Consider the following 24,635-nt stretch of genomic DNA (forward strand, 5'->3'; position numbering starts at 1 on the left):
CCCCACTGGATTGAGAACGAAAAGATGATTGACACAATCAGTTGGATCACGGTCTACCCTGAAATCGTGCTGTTGGCGATGGCCTGCATCATTGCGCTGGTCGACCTGGGGGTGAAAAGCCCACGCCGCACTGGCACCTACGCGCTGACCCTTCTGTCGCTGGGTGTGGTGGCCATCCTGCAAGGCCTGTACGCCAGCGGCAACACTACCTTGTACGGTTTCGGCAATATGGTCGTCAGCGATCCGATGGGTAATTGGCTCAAGTGCTTTGCCACCATCGCAGTCATGATTACCCTGGTGTATGGTCGGCCATATGCAGGTGACCGTGGCATGCTGCACGGCGGCGAAATGTTCACCCTGAGCATGTTTGCGCTGCTGGGCATGTCGGTGATGATTTCGGGCAACAACTTCCTGGTCATCTACATGGGCCTGGAGCTGTTGACCTTGTCCAGCTATGCTTTGGTGGCTTTGCGCCGCGACAACGCCACTGCCAGCGAAGCCGCCATGAAGTATTTTGTGCTGGGTGCCCTGGCTTCGGGTTTCCTGCTGTACGGCTTGTCGATGATGTACGGTGCTACCGGCACATTGGAAGTCGGCCAGGTCTTTAAGGTCATTGCCTCCGGCCAGGTCAAGCACCAGGTGCTGGTGTTTGGCCTGGTGTTTGTGGTGGCAGGTCTGGCGTTCAAGCTGGGTGTGGTGCCATTCCACATGTGGATTCCCGACGTGTACCAGGGCGCACCCACGGCCGTGACGCTGATGATTGGCGGCGCGCCCAAGCTGGCGGCGTTTGCCATCTGCATCCGTTTACTGGTCGAGGGCATGCTGCCGCTGGCTATTGACTGGCAGCAAATGCTGGTGGTCTTGTCTGTAGGCTCATTGGCGTTGGGTAATCTGGCCGCCATTGCCCAAACCAATTTGAAGCGCATGCTGGCCTATTCGACCATTTCGCAGATGGGCTTTGTGCTGCTGGGCCTGCTGTCGGGCGTGGTCAATGGCAACACCTTGTCGGCAGCCAATGCCTACAGCTCGTCCATGTTCTACGTCATCACCTACGTGTTGACCACCCTGGCCGGTTTCGGCGTGATTTTGCTGCTGGCCCGCGAAGGCTTTGAGAGCGAAGAAATCTCCGATCTGGCTGGTTTGAATGAACGCAGCCCCTTGTATGCCGCGGTGATGGCCATCTGCCTGTTCTCCATGGCAGGTATTCCACCCATGGTCGGCTTCTACGCCAAGCTGTCGGTGCTGCAAGCGCTGATCGCGTCGGGCTACACCGGTTACATCGCACTGGCGGTGTTTGCGGTGCTGATGTCGCTGATCGGTGCCTTCTACTACCTGCGTGTGGTGAAGGTCATGTACTTCGATGCACCCATTACCGCCACCACCGTGTCCGCACCTTTGGACGTGCGCGCTGTGCTGTCGGTCAATGGCGCATTGGTGCTGATTCTGGGTATCGTGCCTGGCGGCTTGATGACCCTGTGCGCACGGGCGATCGTGCTGACGTTGGGCACCTGATGGTGGCTGGCAGGGGTTTGATTAAGTGACCCAGACCGTTTCCGTGTGGTTGGTGCTGTTGGCGGCCGTGTGTGCTGCCAACCTGCCGTTCATGGGCCGCCGCCTGTTTCTCGTGTTCAAGCTGGCCCAGTCCAAGACTTTGGCCATGCGCTTGGGCGAGCTGGTGGTGTACTACTTTGCGGTAGGTGGCCTGGGCTTGCTGCTGGAAAATCACGGCGGCCAGATCGTTCCCCAGGGCTGGGAGTTCTACGCCATCACCGGCACCCTGTTCATCACCTTGGCGTTTCCGGGCTTCATTGCCCGGTACCTGCTTAAGCACCGCATTTGAGCTTTGCCGAACTGCCGCCAGTGACGCTGTCGGCCCTCCCGAATGATTTCCATGTCTATCCCCGATCAGCACCTCGTTGAGCACAAGACCGGCAGTGAAGAGCTGCTCAAGGGCCGCTTCCTGCACGCCTTTCGCGACACCGTGCAATTGCCAGATGGCAGTACTTCCACCCGTGAATTCATCCAACACCCCGGCGCGGTGATGGTTGTGCCGATGCTGGACGATGGCCGCCTGGTGCTGGAGCGCCAGTTCCGCTACCCGCTGGACCGGGTGATGGTCGAATTCCCGGCAGGTAAGCTGGATGTGGGGGAGGCCACCTTCGCCTGCGCCCAGCGCGAGCTACTTGAAGAAACCGGCTATTCCGCCACCGAATGGGCACGGGCTGGCATGCTGCACCCGGTGATTGCCTACTCCACCGAATTCATCGACATCTGGTTTGCCCGTGGCCTGACGTTGGGTGAGCGCAAGCTCGACGCGGGCGAGTTTCTGGACGTGTTCACCGCCACCTTGCCCGAGCTGCTGGAATGGTGCCGCGATGGCCGGGTGAGCGACAGCAAAACCCTCACCGCCGCCCTGTGGCTGCAAAACATGGCCTCTGGTGCCTGGTTGCTGGATTGGCAGCCTACCGCGTCTGTAGTAGCCTAGTCAGATGAAAGTCCTGGATCTCCAATGCGCCCACCAGCACAGCTTTGAAGGTTGGTTTGGATCGGAGGATGATTTCCAGAGCCAACTCGCCCGGGGCTTGGTCGAATGCCCGCTGTGCGGCAGCAGTCAGATTGTCAAGAAGCTCAGCGCCCCGCGCCTGAATTTGGGTGCGGTGCAAGTGCCCGCCAAGTCCGATACCGCACCTGTCGTCGAGCCCAGCTCTGCCGTAGCCGCCCCGGCACCGTCGCCCGAAGCCCAGGCCGCCTGGATGAAGATGGTCCGCCACGTGATCGCCAACACCGAAGATGTGGGCAGCCAGTTCGCCGAAGAAGCCCGCAAGATCCATTACGGGGAGCGCAAGGAACGCAACATCCGGGGCGAGGCCACGGTGGAAGAAACCGAAGCCTTGCTCGACGAGGGCATCGACGTGCTGCCGCTGCCGATTCCAGCAGCGCTGAAAAGGCCGCTGCAATAGACGAGCGGATAATTAAAATGCTATTGATTTAATAGCTGCTTCCGCATGCTAAACAAATGTCAGCGGTACAAACGGCTTTAAGCCAGCGCAATTAGCACCCCTTCCAGAGATACCGCGGAACTGGCTTTGCCAGGCCGCTGGTATCGCCCCCTGCAAGGGGGTTGGCGAAAAGTGCGTAGCACTGCAGCATGGGGGTGTTGCAATTTCAGGGGTAGAGACCGCGCAGTTCGCGGGTGTGCAGAATCCGCTTGCAGGCCACGATGAAAGTGGCGGTGCGCAGGCTCACCTTGTTCTCTTGCGCCACCAGCCAGACGGCGTTGAAGGCCTCTTTCATGATGCGCACCAGGCGGGCGTTGATTTCGTCTTCGTCCCAGAAGAAGCTCGAAAAGTCCTGTACCCATTCAAAGTAGCTCACCGTCACGCCGCCCGCATTGGCGATCACGTCGGGCAGCACCAGGATGTTGCGTTCTTGCAGGATGTCATCCGCCTCAGGGGTGGTGGGGCCGTTGGCGCCCTCGATCACCATGCGCGCGGTGATGCGTCCGGCGTTGTCTTTGGTGATTTGCTGCTCCAGCGCGGCGGGGATCAGGATGTCGCAGGGTACGTCCCAGAATGCGTCCTTGGCAATTACCTCGCCACCGGCAAAGCCGCCGACACCGCCGGTGTCTTTCACATGCTGCAGCAGGGCAGGTACGTTGAAGCCGGCTTCGCAGTAAATGGTGCCGCTGTGGTCCTGCACGGCCACCACGCGGGCACCGGCTTCGGCAAACAGCTTGGCCGCCACGCCACCTACATTGCCGAAACCCTGCACCGCGAGGCGGGCGGTAGACACGTCCAGGCCGATGTGTTTGGCGGCTTCCGTGCCCACGGTGAACACGCCGCGGCCCGTGGCTTCACGGCGGCCCAGCGAGCCCCCCAGATCGACCGGCTTGCCGGTGACCACGCCGGTGGCGGTGGAGCCCTGGTTCATGGAATAGGTGTCCATCATCCAGGCCATGATCTGCTCGTTGGTGTTCACATCGGGGGCCGGAATGTCCTTGTTCGGGCCAATGATGATGCCGATCTCGCTGGTATAGCGGCGCGTCATGCGCTCCAGTTCACCGCGTGACAGGGTTTTAGGGTCCACGCGGATGCCGCCCTTGGCGCCGCCGTAAGGCACGTTGACGGCGGCGTTTTTGATCGACATCCAGGCCGACAGCGCCATCACTTCCGACAGGGTCACATCCTGGTGGAAGCGCACGCCGCCTTTGCCTGGGCCGCGCGAGGTGTTGTGCTGCACGCGGTAGCCTTCAAAGTGGGCCACCGAACCGTCGTCCAGGTGAATCGGCACATCGACCACCAAAATGCGCTTGGGGCGCTTCAGGGTTTCGACCCAGCGCGCCAGGTTGCCCAGGTAGGGTTCGACCCGGTCCACTTGCTGGAGAAAAATGCCCCACGGACCCACATGGTCCGGGTTCAGGTACGAGGGCAGGGCGTGCACGGTAGGCGCTTGGTTGGACATGGAATAAATCCCTTGTGTAGGTAGAAAGCAGAAGCTTAAAACCCGCGCCCCCATCTGTCCAAGGCCAGCTTTAAGGCCATCTATGCACAAAATGCATGGATTTACAAACGCGGCTTCAGCCCGGCGTATCCACCGCCAGCAGCCGCCCGGCCTGTACCCGCAGCGGCGGCAGCAGATTGCCGATCAGGGCCAGTTGGCTTTGCACCACCCGGTGCGCCGCGTCGGTGGGGGCGGCGCACAAGGCCTCCAGCACAGCCTCTTCGTCGGGTTTGGCGGGCGGCACGGGCTGGCTGGCAGCCAGACTGGTGGCCAGTTCGTCCAGTACCTTGCTGACCAGGGCGGCGGCCTGCTCGGTCGACGCATCGCCCGGGGCGTTTTGCAAAGCTTCGCGGTGTGCGCCCAGGCCCGACAGGTAGTTCAACAAGGTGTGCGAGAGCAGCAAAAACCGCAAACCGCTATCGCTGCGGCCCTGCAGGAAGCCCGGCTCCTGGAACAGGTTGGACAGCGCGGTAGACAAGGCCGCATCCGCGTTGTGCGCGTTGCGCCGGGCCGTGCGGTAGGCCAGGTCATCGCGCTGGCCGCCTTGGCCGCTTTGGTATTGGGCCATAATCTGGCGCAGATACAGGTTGCAGGTGGCCAGGGTGCGGGCCGCCACCTCGTGCATGCGGCGGCCTTGCCAGTCGGGCAGGATCAAAAACACCGCCAGCCCGGCGATCAGGCTACCCACCACGGTGTCCACCAGGCGCGGCACGATCAGGCCATAGCCGTCACCAATTTGGTTAAAGCTCAGCAGCACCAGCAGCGTCATCGAGCCCGTGGCTAGCGCGTAGTGCCGCGTGCGGTTGCCAAAGAACACCACGCCCGCCGCCACCGCAAACATGGCCTGTAGCAGCAGGCTGGGGAACAGCCGAAACAGCGCCCAGCCCACCACCAGCCCGGCCATGGTCCCCACCACCCGCTGAACCATGCGCCTGCGGGTCGCGCCAAAGCTTTGTTGGCACACAAACACCGTGGTCAGCAAGATCCAGTAGCCCTGGCGCGCATGCAGCCAGTGCAGCAGCCCGTAGCCCACGGCCAGCGCAATGCTCAGGCGCACCGCGTGGCGAAACAGCGGCGTGGCTGGGGTGAGTTGGCGCCACACCCGGTCGAACGCGTCGCGCAGCGACTGGGGCGAGCGGTCCAGCAGGGCGTGGTCTTGTACCTCCGCTTCGGGGGCAGGTAGGCTGGCGCTGGTCAGCCGGGTTTGCAGCGTGCCCAGGTTTTTGGCCAGCGCCGTCAAGGTGGCCAGCAGACGCTGCCAATGGGGTTGCTGCAGGCCCTCCAGGTGCGCCAGCGCGTCTTGCAAGTCCTGCTGGGCTTGGGCGCTCACTGTGTCGGGAATCACCGCCACGCGCAGCAAAATCGCCCGCGCCAGCCGCTCGCAGGCATGGCCTTGCAGCTTCAACAGCCGCTGGCAGCGGAACAGCACATCGCTGTGGAAAAACGTCTCGGTCAGCTCGCTGTACGGCGAATGGGAAGAACTGGCCCGCTCATGCACCTCCTGCGCGATGAAGTACAGCCGCAGGTAGTACTGCATGCGGTGGCTGGGCACGGCTTCCAGCCGGTTCAGAATGCTTTCCTTGGTGGTGTTCAGCGCTGTGACTACCGCGCCGTTGCGCTGCGCCAAGGCCAGGCGCTTCACCTCCTGGTCCACCCCGCGCACCGGCTCAAACAAAGATGCCTTTAGCGTCAAATACCCGCCCAGCACCCGGTACAGCGCCGCCAGGTTTTGCTGCACGGGCTGGTGGGTGAACAGCACGCACCACAGCACCGACAGCAGGCCGTACCAGGTCGCCCCGGTCAGCAGCAGTGCGGGCTCCAGCCACTCGGCGTTGCCTTGGCCGCTGCGCTGGTCCATGCCGATGGTGGTGTAGATCGACAAGATCAGCGTGCCATAGGCAATCGCCTGGTAGCGCGGGCTGATGGCACCCAGCATGGTCAGCCCAAACGTGGCCAGTACCATGGCGATGGGGAACAGCCAGGGGTGCGGAAACAGCGCCTGCACGGAGAAAGCCGCCAGCGCAAAGCACAGCAGCGTCACCAGCAGCGCCCGCAGCCGCCCGCGCCAGTTGTCGTCGGTCTCGGCCAGGGCGCAGGCAATGGTGCCCAGAAATACCGGCATCACCAGCGCCATCTGGTCTTGCGCCCAGCCCACCGCCATGGTGGTGCTCAGCGCGATGAAGATGCGCAGGCTGTACGGAAAGGTGTCTAGCGCCCAGAGGCGGCGCAAAGACTGGGAGAGCGGCAAAAAGGGCATGCGGGCTTCACTATTAAAAATATAGCTGCTCGTGCTGGTGGAACAAGCGCTAGGCCCTGATTCTATGCAATAACTATGCCGTGAACTGTAATGCGGCCAAGCGGGCGTACACGCCGTTCTGCGCTACCAGCGCCGCGTGGGTGCCCTGTTCGACGATGCGGCCATGCTCCAGCACCACGATGCGGTTGGCCTGCTGCACGGTGGCCAGGCGGTGGGCAATCACCAGGGTGGTACGGCCCCGCATGGCGGATTCCAGGGCGGCCTGCACCATGCGTTCGCTTTCTGCGTCCAGTGCGCTGGTGGCTTCGTCCAGCAACAGCAGCGGGGCGTTTTTCAGCATGGCGCGGGCAATCGCCACGCGCTGGCGCTGGCCGCCGCTGAGGCGCACACCGCGCTCGCCTAGGAAGGTGTTGTAGCCCTCGGGCAGGGCGGTGATGAAGGTGTGGGCAAAGGCCGATTCGGCAGCGGCCATCACCTCGGCATCGGTCGCGTCGGGGCGGCCGTAGCGGATGTTTTCCATCGCGCTGGTCGAGAACATCACCGCATCCTGCGGCACGATGCCGATGTGCTGGCGCAGGTCCGCGAGGGCCAGGTCGGGTGTAGCCACGCCGTCCAGCCGGATGTTGCCGCTTTGCGGATCGTAAAAACGCAGCAGCAGCTGGAACACCGTGCTTTTGCCCGCGCCGCTGGCCCCCACCAGGGCCACGGTTTCGCCCGGGGCCACAGCCAGGCTGAAATCGGCCAAGGCGGGTTGCAGCGGGCGCGATGGGTAGTTGAAATTGATATTTTCAAAAACAATAGCGCTACCCGCAGATGTAATCAGCGCTGGAGCCGAATTTTGTGCAGATTTGATGGGTGACTCGGTGGCCAGCAATTCCATCAGCCGTTCGCTCGCACCGGCTGCCCGCAGCACGTCGCCGTAGACCTCGCCCAGCACGGCGGTGGCGCTGGCCAGAATGATCACGTACACCACCGTCTGCCCCAGGTGCCCTGCCGTAATGCTGCCCTGCAACACCGCCTGCGTGCCCTGGTACAGACCCCACAGCAGGGCAGCCGAGGTGGCGATGATGATGAAGGCCACCAGCACCGAGCGCGCTTTGCTGCGCCCCACGGCGGTCTGGAATGCCGCGGCAGTGGACGCGTTGAAACGGGCTGATTCCCGCCCTTCGGCGGTGTAGCTCTGCACCACGGGAATGGCGTTCAGCACCTCGGCGGCGATGGCGCTGCTGTCGGCCACCCGGTCCTGGCTGGCGCGCGACAGTTTGCGCACCCGGCGGCCAAACCAGGCGCTGGGCAGCACGATCAGCACCAAGATGCCAAACACCTGGGTCATCACCACCGGATTGGTCCACACCAGCACGCCCAAAGCGCCCAGGCCCATCACCGCATTGCGCAGGCCCATGCTGAGCGACGAGCCCACCACGGTTTGCACCAGCGTGGTGTCTACCGTCAGGCGTGACAGCACTTCGCCGGTCTGGGTGGTTTCAAAAAATTCCGGGCTTTGGCGCAGCACGTGGGCGTAGACGGCATTGCGGATGTCGGCGGTGACGCGCTCGCCCAGCCAACTCACGGTGTAGAAGCGCGCCGCCGAAAACAGGCCCAGCGCGGCCGCCACCGCAAACAGCTCAAAGAAATGGTCGCGCAGCGCCAGCACCTGCGCGCCCCGGTCCACGCTGCCGTCGGCACTGGTGTGCACCAGCCCCTGGTCGATCAGCGTGCGCAAGGCCAGCGGAAACGCCAGCGTGGCCGCTGCTGCCAGCACCAGGAACACGATGGCCAGGCCAATGCGGAAGCGGTAGGGCTTTAGGAACGGCAGCAAGCCCGACAGCGAGCGCGGGGACCCCTTGGCCCCAGCCGCGGTGGACGCGGATGCGGAGATCGGGGAGGGGGATGAGGGGAGTGCAGAGGTGGCCATCCCTGCAGTGTAGCCAAATCAAATGTCCAAACAAACAAAGACTTGACAATAATTGCTTAGACAATTAATAATACCGGCCATGACTACACGAGCACTCCCACCGCCAGCAGCGTCGGCCCCGGCTTTCTATGCGTCGGACAGCTACGTTGCCGGAGGCAATGGTGTCGGCCACCTGCTGTCGCGGGTTTTCAACACTCTGACCCAGGAGCTGGAGCGCCAGTTCGAGCCCAGCGGCCTGACCAATGCACAGTGGAAGCCGCTGTTCAAGCTGTCCACCGGTGAGGTGTCCACCGTGGCCGAGCTGGCCCGGGTGTGCACGCTGGATGCCGGTGGCATGACCCGCATGCTCGACCGCCTGGAGGCCAAAGGTCTGTGCCAGCGCGTGCGCTCCAGCGAAGACCGCCGGGTGGTCAATCTGGAGATCACCGAAGCTGGGCGCGATGCCGCCAAGGTCATCCCCGAAGTGCTCAGCCGGGTGCAAAACGCCTACCTCGCAGGCTTCTCGGTCGAGGAGTGGGAGGCCCTGAAAAGCTACCTGCGCCGCATGCTCGACAACGCCAACGATTTTCAACAAGCCCAACAAACCCTATCCGATGCCGGAGAAAACAATGCCGTTTAATTCCTTTACAGTGCCGCGCCTGGCCCTGGCCGCCGTTGCGCTGGCCAGTCTGGCAGCCTGTGCCAATTTTTCGGGCATCACGCCCCAGGCCCAAATGCAGACCCAGACGCAGCCCGCCACCGTGGCTGGTGCGTCGGATGTGGCTGCTGTCGATGCTGAGTGGTGGCACGGGTTTGCTGATCCGCAGCTCGACCGCCTGGTCGCCCAGGCCTTGGACGGCAGCCCTAGCCTGAAGCTGGCCCAGGCCCGCCTGCGCCGCGCCCAGGCCGCCACCGACGGGGCCCGCTCGGCCACGTTGCCCAAGGTCGGTGCCGATGTAGAAGGCATGCGCCAGCTCTACACGGCCAAGGGCCTGTACCCCGCCCCTTTGGCGGGTGAGATCTACAACAGTGGCACGGCCCAGCTCACCGCCAGCTGGGAGCTGGACTTTTTCGGCAAAAACCGCGCGGCCCTCGATGCCGCCCTGGGCCAGGCCAAAGCCGCCCAGGCCGATACCCAGGCCGCCCGCGTGCTGCTGGTCAGCCAAGTGGCGCGCAGCTACTTCCAGCTGCTGCGCCTGAACGGCCAGCTGGAGCTGGCCAACCGCACCCTGGCCCAGCGCAACGAGCTGCTGTCGCTGGTGCGCGACCGCGTCAACGCCGGGCTGGACACCCGCCTGGAGCTGAACCAAAGCCAGGGCAGCCTGCCCGAAGCCCGCCAACAAATCGAAGCCCTGAACGAGCAAATCGCCCTGGCCCGCAACGGCCTGTCGGCCCTGGTGGGTCAGTCGAATGCGGCGGATGCGCTGGTACTGCCTGCGCTGTCAGCTATTAAAACCGCAGCAAATGCGCAGGCCATTCCGGCCGACCTGCTGGGCCGCCGCGCCGACATCGCCGCCGCTCGCTGGCGCGTAGCCGCCGCGGGTGCCGATGTCAGTAGCTCCAAGGCGCAGTTCTACCCTGACATCAACCTGGTGGGCTTTGCCGGTTTCTCCAGCATCGGCCTGGGCAACCTGCTGCATGCGGGCAGCGAGCAGTGGGGCATTGGCCCGGCCATCCACCTGCCAATCTTTGACGCGGGCCGTTTGCGCGCCGGTTTGAAGGTCAAGACTGCCGATCTGGACGCTGCGGTCGAGAGCTACAACGCCGCGCTGATCGACGCCGTGCGCGACGTGGCCGACCAGCTCACCTCGCAGCAGTCCATCGCCCGCCAGCAAACCGAGCAGCGCGCCGCGCAGCAAGCCGCCGAAGCCGCTTACGAGATTGCCGTGCAGCGCTACAGCGCCGGGCTGGGCAACTACCTGAACGTGCTGACATCCGAGACCGCCGTGCTGGCGCAACGCCGGTCGCAGGTCGATCTGGCCGCCCGGGCTCTGGATACGCAGGTGGCGCTGGTGCGCTCCTTGGGTGGCGGCTATGCCGACACCGCTCCCGTACTGGGCGGTTACAGCGCATCTGCTACTGAATCCATAGCTACTAGCGCATATTAAGCCTGCGCTAGAGCCCCATTCCTTATAAATTTATCCGAGGTGAACACCATGTCTGATGCCACAAACAACGCTCCCGCTACTCCTGCTGCCAACCCCCAGCGCAAAAAATCCCTGATCGCTATCGCCGCCGTGGTGGTGCTGGCCGGGCTGGGCTGGATTGCCTACGATGCCGTCGTCGCCAGCCACTTTGAGGACACCGACAACGCCTATGTGCAGGGCAACGTGATCCAGATCACCCCGCAGGTCGGCGGCACCGTGATGGCCATCCTGGCCGACGACACCGACTTTGTGAAGGCCGGCCAGCCGCTGGTCAAGCTCGACCCCGCCGACTCCAAGCTGGCCCTGGACCAGGCCGAGGCCAACCTGGCCCAGGCCGTGCGCCAGGTGCGCACTCTGTACGCCAACAACGGCACGCTGACCGCCCAGATCGCTCTGCGCACGGCAGACGTCACCCGCACCCAGACCGACATCGCCCGCGCCCAGGCCGAGGTGGCCCGTGCCCAGGATGATTTGCGCCGCCGCCAGGCCCTGACTGGCAACGGCGCGGTCTCTAAAGAAGAACTGAGCCATGCCCAAACCCAGTTGGCCAATGCTCAAAGCGGCCTGTCCACCGTGCAGGCCAGCGTAGCCGCGGCCCAGGCCGGTGTGGCCGCTGCCAAAGAGCAACTGACCAGCAACCAGGCCATGACCGACGGCACCAGCATCGACCAGCACCCCAGCGTGCTGGCCGCTGCCGCAAAGGTCCGCGAGGCCTACCTGGCCAGCCAACGCGCCGCCATCCTGGCCCCGGTGGACGGCTATGTGGCCAAGCGCACCGTGCAGCTCGGCCAGCGCATCGCCGCAGGCGCGCCTTTGATGTCCATCATCCCGCTGAGCCAGGTGTGGGTGGATGCCAACTACAAGGAAGTGCAGCTGCGTAACATCCGCATCGGCCAAAGCGTCAAGCTGACCGCCGACCTGTACGGCAAAAAGATGGAATACACCGGCACCGTGGCCGGGCTGGGTGTGGGCACGGGCGCTGCCTTTGCGCTGCTGCCGGCGCAAAACGCTACCGGCAACTGGATCAAGGTGGTGCAGCGCGTGCCGGTGCGCATCGCCCTGGATCCGCAGCAACTGGTCAGCCATCCACTGCGCGTGGGCCTGTCTATGGATGCCACGATTGACGTGACCAAGCAGGACGGTCAAATGCTGGCGGAAGCGCCACGCACGGCCGCCTTGTCCACCATGCAGGTGGGGGCCACGCCAGAGAGTGGTGCCGATGCCGACGTGCAGCGCGTGATCACCGCCAACCTCGGCAACAAGGCCGTTGCCGTGGCCGTGGCCCATGCACCGGTCAAGCTGGCCGCTGCCCACGCCGCTCAGGTGCAATAAGCCCGCCATGGCGACCGCTTTTACCTACACGCCACCGCCTCCACTGGAGGGTTCAGCCCGCATGTGGGGCACCATCGCCCTGTCTACTGCCACGTTCATGAACGTGCTGGACTCGTCGATTGCCAACGTGTCCCTGTCGGCCATCGCCGGGGACCTGGGCGTCAGCCCCAACCAGGGTACCTGGGTGATTACCAGCTTTGCCGTGGCCAACGCTATCTCGGTGCCGCTCACCGGTTGGCTGTCGCAGCGCTTTGGCCAGGTGCGGCTGTTCGTCATCAGCATTTTGCTGTTCGTTCTGGCCTCCTGGATGTGCGGGCTGGCCCCCAACATGAGTACGCTGATCGCCTTCCGCATCTTGCAGGGCTTTGTGGCCGGGCCGATGATTCCGTTGTCGCAGGCGTTGCTGCTGTCCAGCTACCCCAAAGCGCTGGCGGGCACGGCGATGGCGATGTGGGCCATGACCACCTTGGTGGCGCCAGTGATGGGGCCGCTACTGGGTGGTTGGATCACTGACAACATCTCGTGGCCGTGGATTTTCTACATCAATATTCCGGTCGGCATTCTGGCCGCCGGGGCCGCCTGGAGCCTGTACCGCAAGCGCGAGTCGCCCACCAAGAAACTGCCGATCGACAGCGTGGGCCTGGCCCTGCTGGTGGTCTGGGTGGGTGCGCTGCAGATCATGCTGGACAAGGGCAAGGAGCTGGACTGGTTCAACTCTACCGAGGTGCAAATTTTGGCCGCGGTGGCGCTGGTGGGCTTCTTGTTCTTTGTGGCCTGGGAGCTGACCGACAAGCACCCGGTGACCGACCTGCGGCTGTTCGCCCGGCGCAACTTCTGGGCGGGTACGCTGGCCACGTCGGTGGGTTACGGCCTGTTCTTTGGCAACGTGGTGCTGCTGCCGCTGTGGTTGCAGCAGTACATGGGCTACACCGCCACGCAGGCTGGTTTTGTGCTGGCCCCGGTGGGGTTGCTGGCGATCATTTTGTCGCCGGTGGTAGGCAAGAATATTGCCAAGTTTGACCCGCGCCTGTTTGCCACCATGGCCTTCATCGTGTTCGGCATCGTACTGTGGATGCGCTCGCGCTTCAACGTGCAGGCCGACGAGGCCACGCTGATGGTGCCCACCGTCATCCAGGGCATTGCGATGGCGTGCTTCTTCATTCCGCTGAGCATCCTGACACTGTCCGGCCTGACGCCAGACCGCATCCCGGCGGCTTCGGGCCTGACCAATTTCGTGCGGATCACCGCCGGTGCCATGGGTACATCGCTGGTCACCACGGTGTGGGAAAGCCGCACCACCTTGCACCATGCGCAGCTGACCGAGTACATCAACGTGGGGCGGCAAACCGCCACCGGCGCGTTGAACGGCCTGGCCAGCGCGGGCATGGAGCCACAGCAGGCACTGGAAACCGTGAACCGCCTGATCGGCCAGCAAGCAGCGACTTTGGCGGCCAATGATGTGTTTTTTGCCTCGTCCATTCTGTTCTTGCTGCTGATCCCGTTGGTGTGGATCACCCAGCGCCCGGCAGCCATGGGCAAGGCGGCGGCAGAGGCGGCGGCGGGCGCGCACTGATCCGTGGTTAAAATCAAGACCCGATTCCTTTTACAAGAGCGAGAAAGGCACTCCAGGTTATGACACCGCGAACTACAACCTCTTTGGTTACAAGCACGATCAGGTCGTAGTCCGCGCACCTTGAGTGCATCCAGCTATTTAATTGTGAGCAAGCGCGGTCTGTGTACCGCGCTTTTTGCTTTCTGCAGTTCCGGCATTTAAAGAATTCCCACACCATGATCCACATCACGCTTCCCGATGGTTCCGTCCGCGAATTTCCTGGCCCGGTGACGGTGGCCGAAGTGGCTGCTTCCATCGGCAGCGGTTTGGCCAAGGCCGCGCTGGCTGGCAAGATCAACGGCACGGTCGTCGACACCAGCCACCAGATCACGGTGGACAGCCCGTTGGCCATCATTACCGCCAAAGATGCGGATGGCCTGGACGTGATCCGCCACTCCACCGCCCACTTGCTGGCCTACGCCGTCAAGGACCTGTTCCCTGACGCGCAAGTCACCATCGGCCCGGTGATTGAAAACGGCTTTTTTTACGACTTTTCGTACAAGCGCCCGTTCACGCCTGACGATCTGGTCGCCATCGAGAAGAAGATGACGGCCTTGGCCGCCAAAGACGAGCCCGTGACCCGACGCGTACTGCCGCGCGACGAGGCCGTGGCGTACTTCAAAGCCCTGGGCGAGCATTACAAGGCCGAGATCATCGCCAGCATCCCGGCCGACCAGGATGTGTCGCTGTACCGCGAAGGCGCGTTCGAAGACCTGTGCCGCGGCCCCCACGTGCCCAGCACGGGCAAGCTCAAATTCTTCAAACTGATGAAGCTGGCCGGTGCCTACTGGCGTGGCGACCACAACAATGAAATGCTGCAACGCGTCTACGGCACGGCCTGGGCCAGCAAAGACGATCTGCAAAACTACCTCACGCAACTCGAAGAAGCCGAAAAGCGCGACCACCGCAAGCTGGGCCGCGAGCTAGACCTGTTCCACATCGACGACCACGCCCCCGGCCTGGTGTTCTGGCACCCTAAGGGCTGGACGGTGTGGCAAGGCGTGGAGCAGTACATGCGCCGTGTGTACCAAGACAACGGCTACCAGGAAGTCAAGGGCCCGCAGGTCATCGACAAGACGCTGTGGGAGAAAACCGGCCACTGGGACAAGTACCGCGAAAACATGTTCACTACGGAATCAGAAAAGCGCGAATACGCGCTGAAGCCGATGAACTGCCCTGGCCACATCCTGATCTTCAAGCAGGGTATCAAGAGCTACCGCGACCTGCCATTGCGCTACGGCGAATTCGGCCAGTGCCACCGCAACGAGCCTTCGGGCGGCCTGCACGGCATCATGCGCGTGCGCGGCTTCACGCAGGACGACGGCCACATCTTCTGTACCGAAGACCAGATCTTGCAAGAGTGCGTGAACTACACCGCGCTGCTGCAAAAGGTCTATGCCGATTTCGGTTTCAGCAACATCATCTACAAGGTGGCCACGCGCCCGGAAAAGCGCATTGGCTCGGACGAGAGCTGGGACAAGGCCGAGCACGCTCTGATGGAATGCCTGCGTGCCTCCGGGGTCGAATTTGAAATTTCCCCCGGCGACGGTGCCTTTTACGGCCCCAAGATCGAATACACCCTGAAAGACGCTATTGGCCGCCAGTGGCAGTGCGGCACCATGCAGGTCGATTTCTCTATGCCCGAGCGCCTGGATGCTGAGTTTGTGGGGGAAGACGGTGCCCGCCACCGCCCAGTCATGCTGCACCGTGCGATCCTTGGCAGCCTGGAGCGTTTCATCGGCATTTTGATCGAGCAACATGCGGGCGCACTGCCTACTTGGCTAGCTCCGGCGCAGGTTTCCATCCTCAATATCTCGGAGTCGCAAGACGCATACTGTCGCGAAATTGCCAAAACGCTGCAAGATCAAGGGCTTAGGGTGCAGTTGGATTTACGCAATGAAAAAATAACGCGTAAAATACGAGAGCATTCGATGCAAAAGCTTCCTTACATCTTGGTCGTAGGCGACAAAGAAAAAGAAGCCGGGTCCGTCGCAGTGCGCGCCCGGGGCAATATTGACCTCGGTGTGATGTCGCTACAGGACTTCCAGTCTAAAATTGCCAGCGACATTACTCTAAAACTGTAGTTTTTAAATAAACCTAGGCTTTAGTGCACGTCCTGTCTACGGTGGTTGCTATTTAAAATATAGCATTTTGATTTTTAAGGATTTGAGCCATCGCTACTGAATTTCGTGATCGCCGTCACCGCGAAGAACGCAAACACCGTCTGAACCGTGAAATCATGGCCCCGGAAGTTCGTCTCTCCGGCCCAGAGAATGAGCCTCTAGGCATCGTCAGCCTGATGGAAGCTCTGCGTTTGGCCGGTGAATACGATGTGGACCTGGTTGAAATTGTTGCCACGGCGAACCCGCCGGTCTGTCGTTTGATGGATTACGGCAAATTCAAATACCAGGAACAAAAGAAAGCGGCCGACGCGAAGTCCAAGCAGACGGTGATCGAGATCAAGGAAATCAAATTCCGTCCCGGCACCGACGATGGCGACTACAACATCAAGATGCGCAATATCAAGCGTTTCCTGGCCGACGGCGACAAGTGCAAGATCACTTTGCGTTTTCGGGGGCGAGAAATCACCCACCAGGAAATCGGTATGGCCTTGCTGCAACGCATCCGCAACGACTTGCAAGACCTGATCATCGTGGAGCAGTTTCCCAAGTTGGAAGGCCGCCAGATGATCATGATGATCGCACCCGGCAAGAAAAAGCCCGCGTCCAGCAAGCCTGCAGCAGAAGCTGCGCCAGCGCCCGCAACGGCATCGTAAGAATTTCAGCTCGCAGGCCTTGGTTTGCGGGTTGTAAATGCAGAGAAAAACGCAGAAATGTAAGTTTCTCTGCCCCAGTGGAGAGTGAAAACTCGCCATTGACAAGTGGTAAGTGAGAACTCGCCACTACAAGTGGCTCGGGGCCAACAAGTCTGGGATCGGTTTCCAGCGCCTCACGAGCACAATGAACAGGAGCATTGAAATGCCCAAAATGAAGACCAAGAGCGCGGCGAAAAAACGCTTTCGCGTTCGTCCAGGTGGTACCGTCAAACGCGGCCACGCCTTCAAACGTCACATTTTGACCAAGAAGACCACCAAAAATAAACGCCAGTTGCGCGGTACGACTGCAGTGCATGAGACCAACATGGGTCACATGGCGCAGATGCTGCCCGGCCGTGGTATTTAATTTAACGACGAACAAGGAGTAAATACATGCCTCGCGTCAAACGTGGTGTAACGGCTCGCGCCCGCCACAAAAAAGTTCTCGCCCTTGCAAAAGGCTTCCGCGGTCGCCGCGGTAATGTTTACCGCGTCGCCAAAGAAGCGGTAATGAAGGCTGGGCAATATGCCTACCGTGACCGTCGGACCCGCAAGCGGGTGTTCCGTCAACTGTGGATTGCCCGTATTAACGCCGCTGCGCGTGAATGCGGTCTGACCTACAGCCAGTTCGCCAATGGCCTGAAAAAGGCAGCCATCGAGATCGACCGCAAAGTGCTGTCCGATATCGCTGTGCACGACAAGGCAGCTTTTGCCAGCATCGTGGAGCAAGTCAAGGCCCGTCTGGCTGCTTGATTCCCCAGGCTAGTTTGCTATTCTTTGAGTAGCACTCTGCGCAAGTAAACCAAGGGCTAGAGCTTGAAAGAGCGCTAGCCCTTTGTCATTTCCAAGAGATCTTATGAACGAGTTGGACGCGATTGTCAGTGCAGCACACAGCAGTTTCCAGGGGGCCAGCACGCCCGCCGATCTGGAGAATGTCAAAGCCCAGTTTTTAGGTAAATCCGGCCGCATCACCGAGCTGATGAAGGGCATGGGGGCCTTGAGCGTAGAAGAAAAAAAATCACGCGGTGCCTCCATCAACCTGGCCAAACAAGCCATCGAAGCTGCCTTGACCGCGCGCCGCAAAGCCTTGGCCGACGCCGAGCTGGAGCAGCAGCTCAAGGCCGAAGCCCTCGACGTGACCTTGCCAGGTCGCCAGCGCGGGCAGGGCGGTTTGCACCCTGTATCCCTTACGCTGGAGCGCATCGAGGCTATCTTTGGCTCCATGGGTTTTGAAGTCGCCCAGGGCCCCGAGATCGAATCCGACTGGTTCAACTTCACTGCCCTCAATACGCCCGAAGACCACCCTGCGCGCTCCATGCACGACACGTTTTACGTCGAAGGCGGCACTGCCACCGCACCCAACCTGTTGCGCACCCACACTAGCCCGATGCAGATCCGCCATGCGGTCACGCACGTCAAGAAGCACCGCGCTGCCATCGATGCAGGTCAAGTGATGCCCGAGATCCGCGTGATCGCGCCCGGCCGCACCTACCGTGTGGACAGCGATGCCACCCACTCGCCGATGTTCCACCAGTGCGAAGGCCTGTGGATCGGCGAGAACGTCAGCTTCAAAGACCTGAAAGTGGTTTTCACCGATTTCTGCCGCACCTTCTTTGAGTCGGACGATCTGGTGCTGCGTTTTCGCCCCAGCTTCTTCCCATTCACCGAGCCCAGTGCCGAGATTGACATCCAATTCCAGAGCGGCCCATTGTCGGGCCGTTGGCTGGAAGTGGCAGGCTCTGGCCAGGTGCACCCGAACGTGGTGCGCAATATGGGTCTGGACCCCGAGAAATACATCGGCTTTGCCTTCGGCATGGGCCCCGACCGTCTGACCATGCTGCGCTACGGCGTGAACGACCTGCGACTGTTTTTTGATGGCGACATCCGTTTCCTCAGCCAATTTCAATAAACCTTTCAGCAGAACTAGACCATGCAATTTCCTGAATCCTGGTTGCGCGCTTTCTGTAACCCCGACCTGACCACCGAGCAACTGGCCGACACTTTGACCATGGCCGGGCTGGAAGTCGAAGAGCTCAAACCCGTGGCCCCGCCGTTCGCCGGCATCGTCGTGGGCGAAATCAAAACGGCCGAACAGCATCCGAATGCCGACCGCCTGCGCGTCTGCACGGTGGATGTCGGCCAAGCAGAGTTGCTGAATATCGTTTGCGGTGCACCGAATGCCCGTGTCGGTATCCGCATACCCTGCGCGCTTGTCGGGGCCGAGTTGCCCCCCGGCGAAGACGGCAAACCTTTCCTGATCAAGGTTGGTAAGCTGCGTGGTGTGGAAAGCCAGGGCATGTTGTGCTCGGCCCGCGAACTCAAGTTGTCCGAAGACCATGGTGGCCTGTTGGAGCTGGCGGCCAACGCGCCTTTGGGCCAAGACATCCGCGAACACCTGGCGCTGGACGACACCCTGTTCACCCTGAAGCTGACGCCGAATCTGGCGCATTGCCTGAGCGTGTTTGGCGTGGCCCGCGAAGTCGCTGCGCTGACCGGTGCGCCTTTGCTGCAGCCTAGTTTTCCAGCGGTGCCGGTGAAAATCGCCGACCTTGTGCCAGTCAAGATTAGCGCCCCGGACCTGTGTGGCCGCTTTTCGGGCCGCGTGGTGCGTAACGTCAACCCCAAAGCTGCCACCCCGCAGTGGATGGTGGACCGTCTGGCGCGTTGCGGCCAGCGCAGCGTGACGGCACTGGTGGATATTTCAAACTATGTGATGTTTGAACTGGGCCGCCCGTCGCACATATTCGACCTGGACAAGATCCATGGCGGACTCGATGTGCGCTGGGGCCTGCCTGGCGAGCAGCTCAAGCTGCTGAACGGCAATACCGTCATCGTCGATGAAAAAGTCGGCGTGATTGCCGATGACCGCCAGGTCGAATCGCTGGCCGGCATCATGGGCGGCGATGCCACCGCCGTGTCGGATGACACGGTCAACATTTACGCCGAAGCTGCCTTCTGGTGGCCCAAGTCTATTGCGGGCCGTTCGCGCCGCTACAACTTTTCTACCGATGCGGGCCACCGCTTCGAGCGCGGCGTGGATGCCAGCCACACGGTGGAGCATCTGGAACGTATCACCCAGCTGATTCTGGACATCTGCGGCGGCGAAGCAGGCCCGATGGACGACACCCAGGTGAACGTGCCGCAAGCCGTACCCGTCACCTTGCGCGTAGCACGTGCCATCAAGGTCATCGGTATGCCGCTGACCCAGGCCCAGTGCGCCGATGCCCTGACCCGCCTTGGCTTGCCGGTGGTGGAGGGCGATGGCGTGCTGACCGTGACCCCGCCGTCCTACCGCTTCGACCTGACCATTGAAGAAGACCTTATCGAAGAAGTGGTGCGCATGGTGGGCTACAACCAGCTGCCAACCACGCCACCACTGGCCCCGATCACCGCCAAAATCCGGTCTGAAGCGCAACGCAGCCCGTTTGCTGTGCGCCGTGCGCTGGCCGGTTTGGGTTACCAGGAAACCATCAATTTCAGCTTTGTTGAAGCGCGCTGGGAGCATGAATTGGCGGGTAACGCCAAGCCCATTCAGTTGCTAAACCCGATTACAAGCCAAATGAGTGTCATGCGCTCGTCCTTGATGGGTTCTTTGCTACAAGTTTTGAAGTTTAACCTCGACCGCAAGGCGCAACGGGTGCGCGTGTTCGAGCTGGGTCGGGTATTTTTGCGGGACGCCAGCGTGGTCAACTCGGACACCACCGTCGCAGGCTTCCACCAGCCCATGCGGGTGGCGGGTCTCAGCTTTGGTGCAGCCGACCGCCTGCAATGGGGTCGCAGCGAACAAGCGACCGATTTCTTCGACATGAAGGGCGATGTGGAGGCGCTGCTGGGACCGCTGTCCGTTCAATTTGAGCCCGCCGAACATTCAGCGCTTCACCCTGGCCGTTGCGCGCGGGTGCTGGTCGCAGGGCAGGCGATTGGTTTTATCGGCGAGTTGCATCCGCAATGGCGCCAGGCCTACGACTTGGCGCAGGCACCGATGTTGTTCGAGCTGGAGCTGGACGCGGTGCTGCAACGCCCCGTGGCGATGTTTGCGCCTGTGGCCAAACACCAGTTGGTGGAGCGCGATATTGCCGTCATCGTGGCCGAATCGGTAACGCATTCGGCATTGATGGTTGCCGCCCAGGCGGCAGCTACCCATGGATTGTTGCGTGACACGCTGCTGTTTGATATTTACCGTCCCAAGCCCGTGGCAAAGGGCGTGGAGGCTGCGCCAACGGCGGCACCAGGCAGTCTGTTGCCTGGAGAGAAGAGCGTAGCGCTGCGTTTGACACTCAACAGCCCGGATGCCACGCTAACCGAACCTCAAATTGAATCCGCTGTGCAATCGGTGCTGGCGCAACTGGTCACACAGTGCGGCGCGCGGCTGCGTGCCTGAGCAGAGCGGTTTTGATCCCACACCACAACTTGGAGAAAGCCGTGGAAATTGCGGTTGAAAGTCTGGAAACCCCAGCCCTGACAAAAGCGCAGCTTGCCGACTTGCTGTTTGAGCAAATTGGCCTGAACAAGCGCGAGTCCAAAGACATGGTGGATGCATTTTTTGACCTGGTCAGCACCAGCCTGGTGGAGGGCACGGATGTCAAGATTTCTGGTTTTGGCAACTTCCAGATCCGTATTAAAGCCCCGCGGCCTGGCCGTAACCCGCGTACCGGCGAGGCCATTCCTATTGAAGCGCGCCGAGTCGTGACTTTCCACGCCAGCCATAAGCTCAAAGAGCAAATACAGGGCTGAATGGGTGGTTCGACCTGCCTGCGCAGGTGTGATAGTTGCCACGTTGGCTACCGAGGCGCTGCGAAGTATTTTTCTGTGCGGCTATTACTTCAGGTAACCTCATCAACTGCTTGCAAACTCACAGGATCACACTGATTTCTATGGGAAATTCTCTCCCGTCCATCCCTGCTAAACGCTACTTCACTATCGGTGAAGTCGCCGAGCTGTGCGGTGTCAAGCCGCATGTGCTGCGTTATTGGGAGCAAGAGTTCACCCAGTTGCGCCCCATGAAGCGGCGTGGCAACCGGCGTTATTACCAGCACCATGAAGTGCTGATGATCCGCCGTATCCGCGACCTGCTGTACGACCAAGGCTTTACTATCAGTGGTGCTCGCAACAAGTTGCAGGAGTTGGTGCTGGGGGAAAGGGACAAACAGCGTAATGGCGAGGTTTTGTTAGACGGGATTGATGTCCTTGACGAGGGTGATACGCCTTTCGAACGCCTTGAGGACGTGATGACGCTTGACTATGACGAGGCGGCTGTCCAGCATCTTCTGTCAGTACGCCAAGAATTATTCGAAATTCGTGACCTTCTCTCAGAAGTGCTCTAAGCGCAGGCTATAATTCAAGGCTAGATCGGTGTGTGGCGCAGCCTGGTAGCGCACTTGCATGGGGTGCAAGGGGTCGAAGGTTCGAATCCTTTCACACCGACCATTACGAACGATAAGAGCCGCTAAGGAGTAATCCCTAGCGGCTTTTTTCATTGGTAAATCAGTAGCTTACAGGGCAGGGATGTACAAAGGGCTACATTGACTGACAGCCTAAAGCGGGGGTACAAACGGGGGTACAGAGGGGCGAAATGGGGGGGATAGGGGTGTTGTACCCCCATTCCCCAGTCAAAACAGCACCTGTACCCCCAACCCGATAGAGGATGTACCCCCATGCTGACGGATGCCCAATGCAGAAACGCCATTTGCCCGCCCGACAAGAAGCAGGCGCGGCTTAGTGATTCAGGCGGTATGTACCTGCAAGTCAGCCCAGCCGGTTCCAAGCGGTGGTTTCTGAAATACCGTATTGCCGGGGTCGAGAAGCAACTAGCCCTTGGCAGCTACCCCGATGTAAGCCTTACGGCGGCACGCAAGGCCCGCGATGCGGCCAAGCTGCAAAAGTCCGAAGGCCGTGACCCCGTACAGGCACGCAAGATCGAAAAGCTGAAAGCACTTATCCCGGACGGCGACACCTTCAAGGCCACCGCATTGGAGTGGTACGCCAACAAGCTGGACAGTTGGAGTAGCCACTACGCCATCCGCGAGAAACGCAACCTGGAAAAAGACCTGTTCCCGCTGTTTGCGGCCCGGCGCATTGCCGACATTGAACCCATAGAGCTACTGGCAGCGGTGCGGCGGGTGGAAGAACGCGGCGCATTGGATGTGGCCCACCGGGTGCTAACGACCGCAGGGCAGGTGTGGCGCTATGCCGTGGCTACGGGCCGGGCTGCGCGGGACGTGAGCGCCGATATCAAAGGCGCATTGAAGCCCCACCACGGCAAGCACTTCGCCGCCACCACCGACCCGGTAAAGCTGGGCGAGTTGATCCGCTGCATCCGCGGCTACCAGGGTGGGCCGATTGTGCGGGCAGCGTTGCAACTTGCCCCCATCCTGTTCCAACGTCCCGGCGAACTACGGGCCGCAGCCTGGGCAGAGATCGACCTGGACGCGGCGCTGTGGACGATCCCCGCAGCACGGATGAAACGCAGTGTGGAGGGCAAGCGCAATGGCGACCCACACCTGGTGCCGCTGCCCTGGCAGGCAGTGGAGATACTGCGCAAACTGCACCCGCTGACCGGGCACGGTGCTTTGGTGTTCCATGGCGAACGCAGCCACGACCGCCCCATATCGGACAACACGCTACGCGCCGCATTACTGACGCTAGGTTACGGCCCCGACGTGCAGAGCGTGCATGGTTTCCGGGCCACGGCACGCACGCTGCTGGCGGAAGAATTGAACGTTGATCCGCTGGTCATTGAGGCCCAACTGGCCCACGCGGTGAAAGATGCCAACGGGCGGGCCTACAACCGCACCCAGTACCTGAAACACCGTGCAACGATGATGCAGCAATGGGCGGACTATCTGGACAAGCTGGCTATCGGGGCGGATGTGGTGGAGTTGCGGGTGGCCTAGTGGTTTTGAGTCGCGCCTAATCACGAGTTCGATGAGTTGAACAAGATAGGCGATAACTGCAGCGATTTCGACAGCAAAGCGTTCATGTTTTTCTGTGGCATCGAAAATTATCTTTAGATGTTGCTAAAAAGCTGCATGGAAACATCTTGTTTGTGTTGGGTGATGTCTTATTGCAATCCGCCATCGTTATTCGCTTGGCAAGTTGTGGCACAACTTGTTCCTGTCTAACCCGGTGGATAGATTTAAATAGCTTATCGCAATAGATCGCAACGAAGTGTTTCTACACTTCAGGAGATCTCAATAGATTGCACAATCCACAGCCTATTTGCTAATGATTTTTAGAACTTATCCACAGAATCATGTGGATAACTTTTCTACCTGTGGATAGATGGCTGTTTTAGGGCTTGCATTGAACCTTGATTGCACGAATAGCCTCATCTTAAAAAGCTGATGGTTTTATTAGCCAAGCCCCACAGTGGCCATCAAGCCGCCTCCAGTACAGCGTTGCTTAATTTGGCTACCCAATCCTCCATTTAACGGAAAAGCGATACACGGCCGCGATACACAACGAGGCAAGTTTGTGGATAGTGCAAAGTAATCGCATAATCACCCTGTTGGATGAATTCGCTGTATTTCGATATAGCCTTGTCCGATAAGCCGCTGAAAAGCAAAACCCGTCAAAGCTGTAGGAGGCGATGACGGGTTCAGGGCACAAGGCCAATAAGTATTGCAACTTACAGTCTTGGATTCTAGGAAAAATATGCATCCTTGCATATCAATATCCTTACGAATTGCTAAGTGGAAACGCTTGGAGTGCCTGCGCTAGACAGTATTTTTTTGGACCTGCTTTGTGGGTCCGGTGGATTATTGTTTTTAAAAAGGCATCCATGCCCGTTACCCCTCAGGCCATCCCCACGGAAGCCACAGCCCCGCAGTACGCACGCGCAAAAGCCGTGTGTGACCGCTACCAGATTGCGCCGTCCACGTTGTGGCACTGGCTCAAACACTCCCCCGACTTTCCCAAGCCAACTAAAGCGGGAGCCCGTGTGACCCTGTTTGACGTGAATGCCATTGAAGCCTATTTCAAAGCGCGGGCGGTTTAACCATGGGACGCATCACCACGCACGGCGCAACGCCGGGATACCGCACGCCCTTTAGCACTTCTGCTCAATCCTATGGCGTACT

21 protein-coding genes and 1 tRNA gene are annotated in these 24,635 nt (G+C 60.8%); 19 read left to right on the forward strand and 3 right to left on the reverse strand.

Features of this window, described 5'->3' with window-relative positions:
* Window positions 1–24 precede the first annotated feature (24 nt).
* The 4 genes from nuoN to AC097L_RS10230 are packed head-to-tail and all read left to right on the forward strand — an operon-like array spanning window position 25 to window position 2,960.
* Window positions 25–1,512 carry an NADH-quinone oxidoreductase subunit NuoN gene (nuoN, locus tag AC097L_RS10215; protein ID WP_479586260.1) on the forward strand — a complete coding sequence of 496 codons (1,488 nt, stop codon included), beginning with the start codon at window positions 25–27 and terminating at the stop codon, window positions 1,510–1,512.
* 25 nt (window positions 1,513–1,537) lie between these two features.
* The gene (locus tag AC097L_RS10220; protein ID WP_479586261.1) at window positions 1,538–1,840 is read left to right on the forward strand and encodes a DUF2818 family protein; all 303 of its coding nucleotides are present in this window, start codon (window positions 1,538–1,540) and stop codon (window positions 1,838–1,840) included.
* A gap of 51 nt (window positions 1,841–1,891) precedes the next feature.
* Window positions 1,892–2,485: an NUDIX domain-containing protein gene (locus AC097L_RS10225; protein ID WP_479586262.1), complete on the forward strand. Its 594-nt coding sequence runs from the start codon at window positions 1,892–1,894 to the stop codon at window positions 2,483–2,485.
* Between the two features lie 4 nt (window positions 2,486–2,489).
* Window positions 2,490–2,960 (forward strand): DUF1178 family protein, encoded by a 471-nt coding sequence (locus tag AC097L_RS10230; protein ID WP_479586263.1) that lies wholly within the window; start codon window positions 2,490–2,492, stop codon window positions 2,958–2,960.
* Window positions 2,961–3,165: 205 nt separating this feature from the next.
* On the opposite strand, the gene AC097L_RS10235 is transcribed toward AC097L_RS10230, so the two are convergent.
* The 3 genes from AC097L_RS10235 to AC097L_RS10245 form a co-directional block, all read right to left on the reverse strand.
* Window positions 3,166–4,461, reverse strand: coding sequence for a Glu/Leu/Phe/Val family dehydrogenase (locus tag AC097L_RS10235; RefSeq protein ID WP_479586264.1), 1,296 nt, complete (start codon window positions 4,459–4,461; stop codon window positions 3,166–3,168).
* Window positions 4,462–4,576: 115 nt separating this feature from the next.
* A complete protein-coding gene (yccS, locus tag AC097L_RS10240; protein ID WP_479586265.1) occupies window positions 4,577–6,757 on the reverse strand; it encodes a YccS family putative transporter in 2,181 nt (726 codons plus the stop codon).
* 73 nt (window positions 6,758–6,830) lie between these two features.
* Window positions 6,831–8,672 carry an ABC transporter transmembrane domain-containing protein gene (locus AC097L_RS10245; RefSeq protein ID WP_479586266.1) on the reverse strand — a complete coding sequence of 614 codons (1,842 nt, stop codon included), beginning with the start codon at window positions 8,670–8,672 and terminating at the stop codon, window positions 6,831–6,833.
* A gap of 79 nt (window positions 8,673–8,751) precedes the next feature.
* On the opposite strand from AC097L_RS10245, the gene AC097L_RS10250 reads away from it, so the two are divergent.
* The 15 genes from AC097L_RS10250 (at window position 8,752) to AC097L_RS10320 (ending at window position 24,553) form a co-directional block, all read left to right on the forward strand.
* The gene (locus tag AC097L_RS10250) at window positions 8,752–9,291 is read left to right on the forward strand and encodes a MarR family winged helix-turn-helix transcriptional regulator (protein ID WP_479586267.1); all 540 of its coding nucleotides are present in this window, start codon (window positions 8,752–8,754) and stop codon (window positions 9,289–9,291) included.
* Window positions 9,281–10,759: an efflux transporter outer membrane subunit gene (locus AC097L_RS10255; RefSeq protein WP_479586268.1), complete on the forward strand. Its 1,479-nt coding sequence runs from the start codon at window positions 9,281–9,283 to the stop codon at window positions 10,757–10,759. Before AC097L_RS10250 ends, AC097L_RS10255 begins: the two co-directional genes overlap by 11 nt.
* 48 nt (window positions 10,760–10,807) lie before the next feature.
* Complete coding sequence (locus tag AC097L_RS10260; RefSeq protein WP_479586269.1) at window positions 10,808–12,130, forward strand: EmrA/EmrK family multidrug efflux transporter periplasmic adaptor subunit; 1,323 nt, start codon at window positions 10,808–10,810, stop codon at window positions 12,128–12,130.
* A 7-nt stretch (window positions 12,131–12,137) separates the two neighbouring features.
* Window positions 12,138–13,703: a DHA2 family efflux MFS transporter permease subunit gene (locus tag AC097L_RS10265; RefSeq protein ID WP_479586270.1), complete on the forward strand. Its 1,566-nt coding sequence runs from the start codon at window positions 12,138–12,140 to the stop codon at window positions 13,701–13,703.
* Window positions 13,704–13,918: 215 nt separating this feature from the next.
* Window positions 13,919–15,826 carry a threonine--tRNA ligase gene (gene thrS, locus AC097L_RS10270; RefSeq protein WP_479586271.1) on the forward strand — a complete coding sequence of 636 codons (1,908 nt, stop codon included), beginning with the start codon at window positions 13,919–13,921 and terminating at the stop codon, window positions 15,824–15,826.
* Window positions 15,827–15,915: 89 nt separating this feature from the next.
* A complete protein-coding gene (gene infC, locus AC097L_RS10275; protein WP_315240889.1) occupies window positions 15,916–16,518 on the forward strand; it encodes a translation initiation factor IF-3 in 603 nt (200 codons plus the stop codon).
* Between the two features lie 202 nt (window positions 16,519–16,720).
* A complete protein-coding gene (rpmI, locus tag AC097L_RS10280) occupies window positions 16,721–16,924 on the forward strand; it encodes a 50S ribosomal protein L35 (RefSeq protein WP_295956885.1) in 204 nt (67 codons plus the stop codon).
* A gap of 26 nt (window positions 16,925–16,950) precedes the next feature.
* Window positions 16,951–17,310 (forward strand): 50S ribosomal protein L20, encoded by a 360-nt coding sequence (gene rplT, locus AC097L_RS10285; RefSeq protein ID WP_295956883.1) that lies wholly within the window; start codon window positions 16,951–16,953, stop codon window positions 17,308–17,310.
* Window positions 17,311–17,413: 103 nt separating this feature from the next.
* Window positions 17,414–18,466: a phenylalanine--tRNA ligase subunit alpha gene (gene pheS / locus AC097L_RS10290; RefSeq protein WP_479586272.1), complete on the forward strand. Its 1,053-nt coding sequence runs from the start codon at window positions 17,414–17,416 to the stop codon at window positions 18,464–18,466.
* 21 nt (window positions 18,467–18,487) lie between these two features.
* Window positions 18,488–20,938 (forward strand): phenylalanine--tRNA ligase subunit beta, encoded by a 2,451-nt coding sequence (gene pheT / locus AC097L_RS10295; protein WP_479586273.1) that lies wholly within the window; start codon window positions 18,488–18,490, stop codon window positions 20,936–20,938.
* A gap of 41 nt (window positions 20,939–20,979) precedes the next feature.
* The gene (locus AC097L_RS10300; RefSeq protein ID WP_479586274.1) at window positions 20,980–21,291 is read left to right on the forward strand and encodes an integration host factor subunit alpha; all 312 of its coding nucleotides are present in this window, start codon (window positions 20,980–20,982) and stop codon (window positions 21,289–21,291) included.
* 140 nt (window positions 21,292–21,431) lie between these two features.
* Entirely contained in the window at window positions 21,432–21,881 is a 450-nt protein-coding gene (locus AC097L_RS10305; protein ID WP_479586275.1) for a MerR family transcriptional regulator, read from the forward strand.
* Window positions 21,882–21,907: 26 nt separating this feature from the next.
* Window positions 21,908–21,984, forward strand: a tRNA-Pro gene (locus AC097L_RS10310).
* Between the two features lie 227 nt (window positions 21,985–22,211).
* Window positions 22,212–23,450 carry a tyrosine-type recombinase/integrase gene (locus AC097L_RS10315; protein WP_479586276.1) on the forward strand — a complete coding sequence of 413 codons (1,239 nt, stop codon included), beginning with the start codon at window positions 22,212–22,214 and terminating at the stop codon, window positions 23,448–23,450.
* A gap of 887 nt (window positions 23,451–24,337) precedes the next feature.
* The gene (locus AC097L_RS10320) at window positions 24,338–24,553 is read left to right on the forward strand and encodes a helix-turn-helix transcriptional regulator (RefSeq protein ID WP_479586277.1); all 216 of its coding nucleotides are present in this window, start codon (window positions 24,338–24,340) and stop codon (window positions 24,551–24,553) included.
* The last annotated feature ends 82 nt before the right edge of the window (window positions 24,554–24,635 follow it).

This window comes from Rhodoferax sp. RT5P35 (assembly GCF_056521385.1).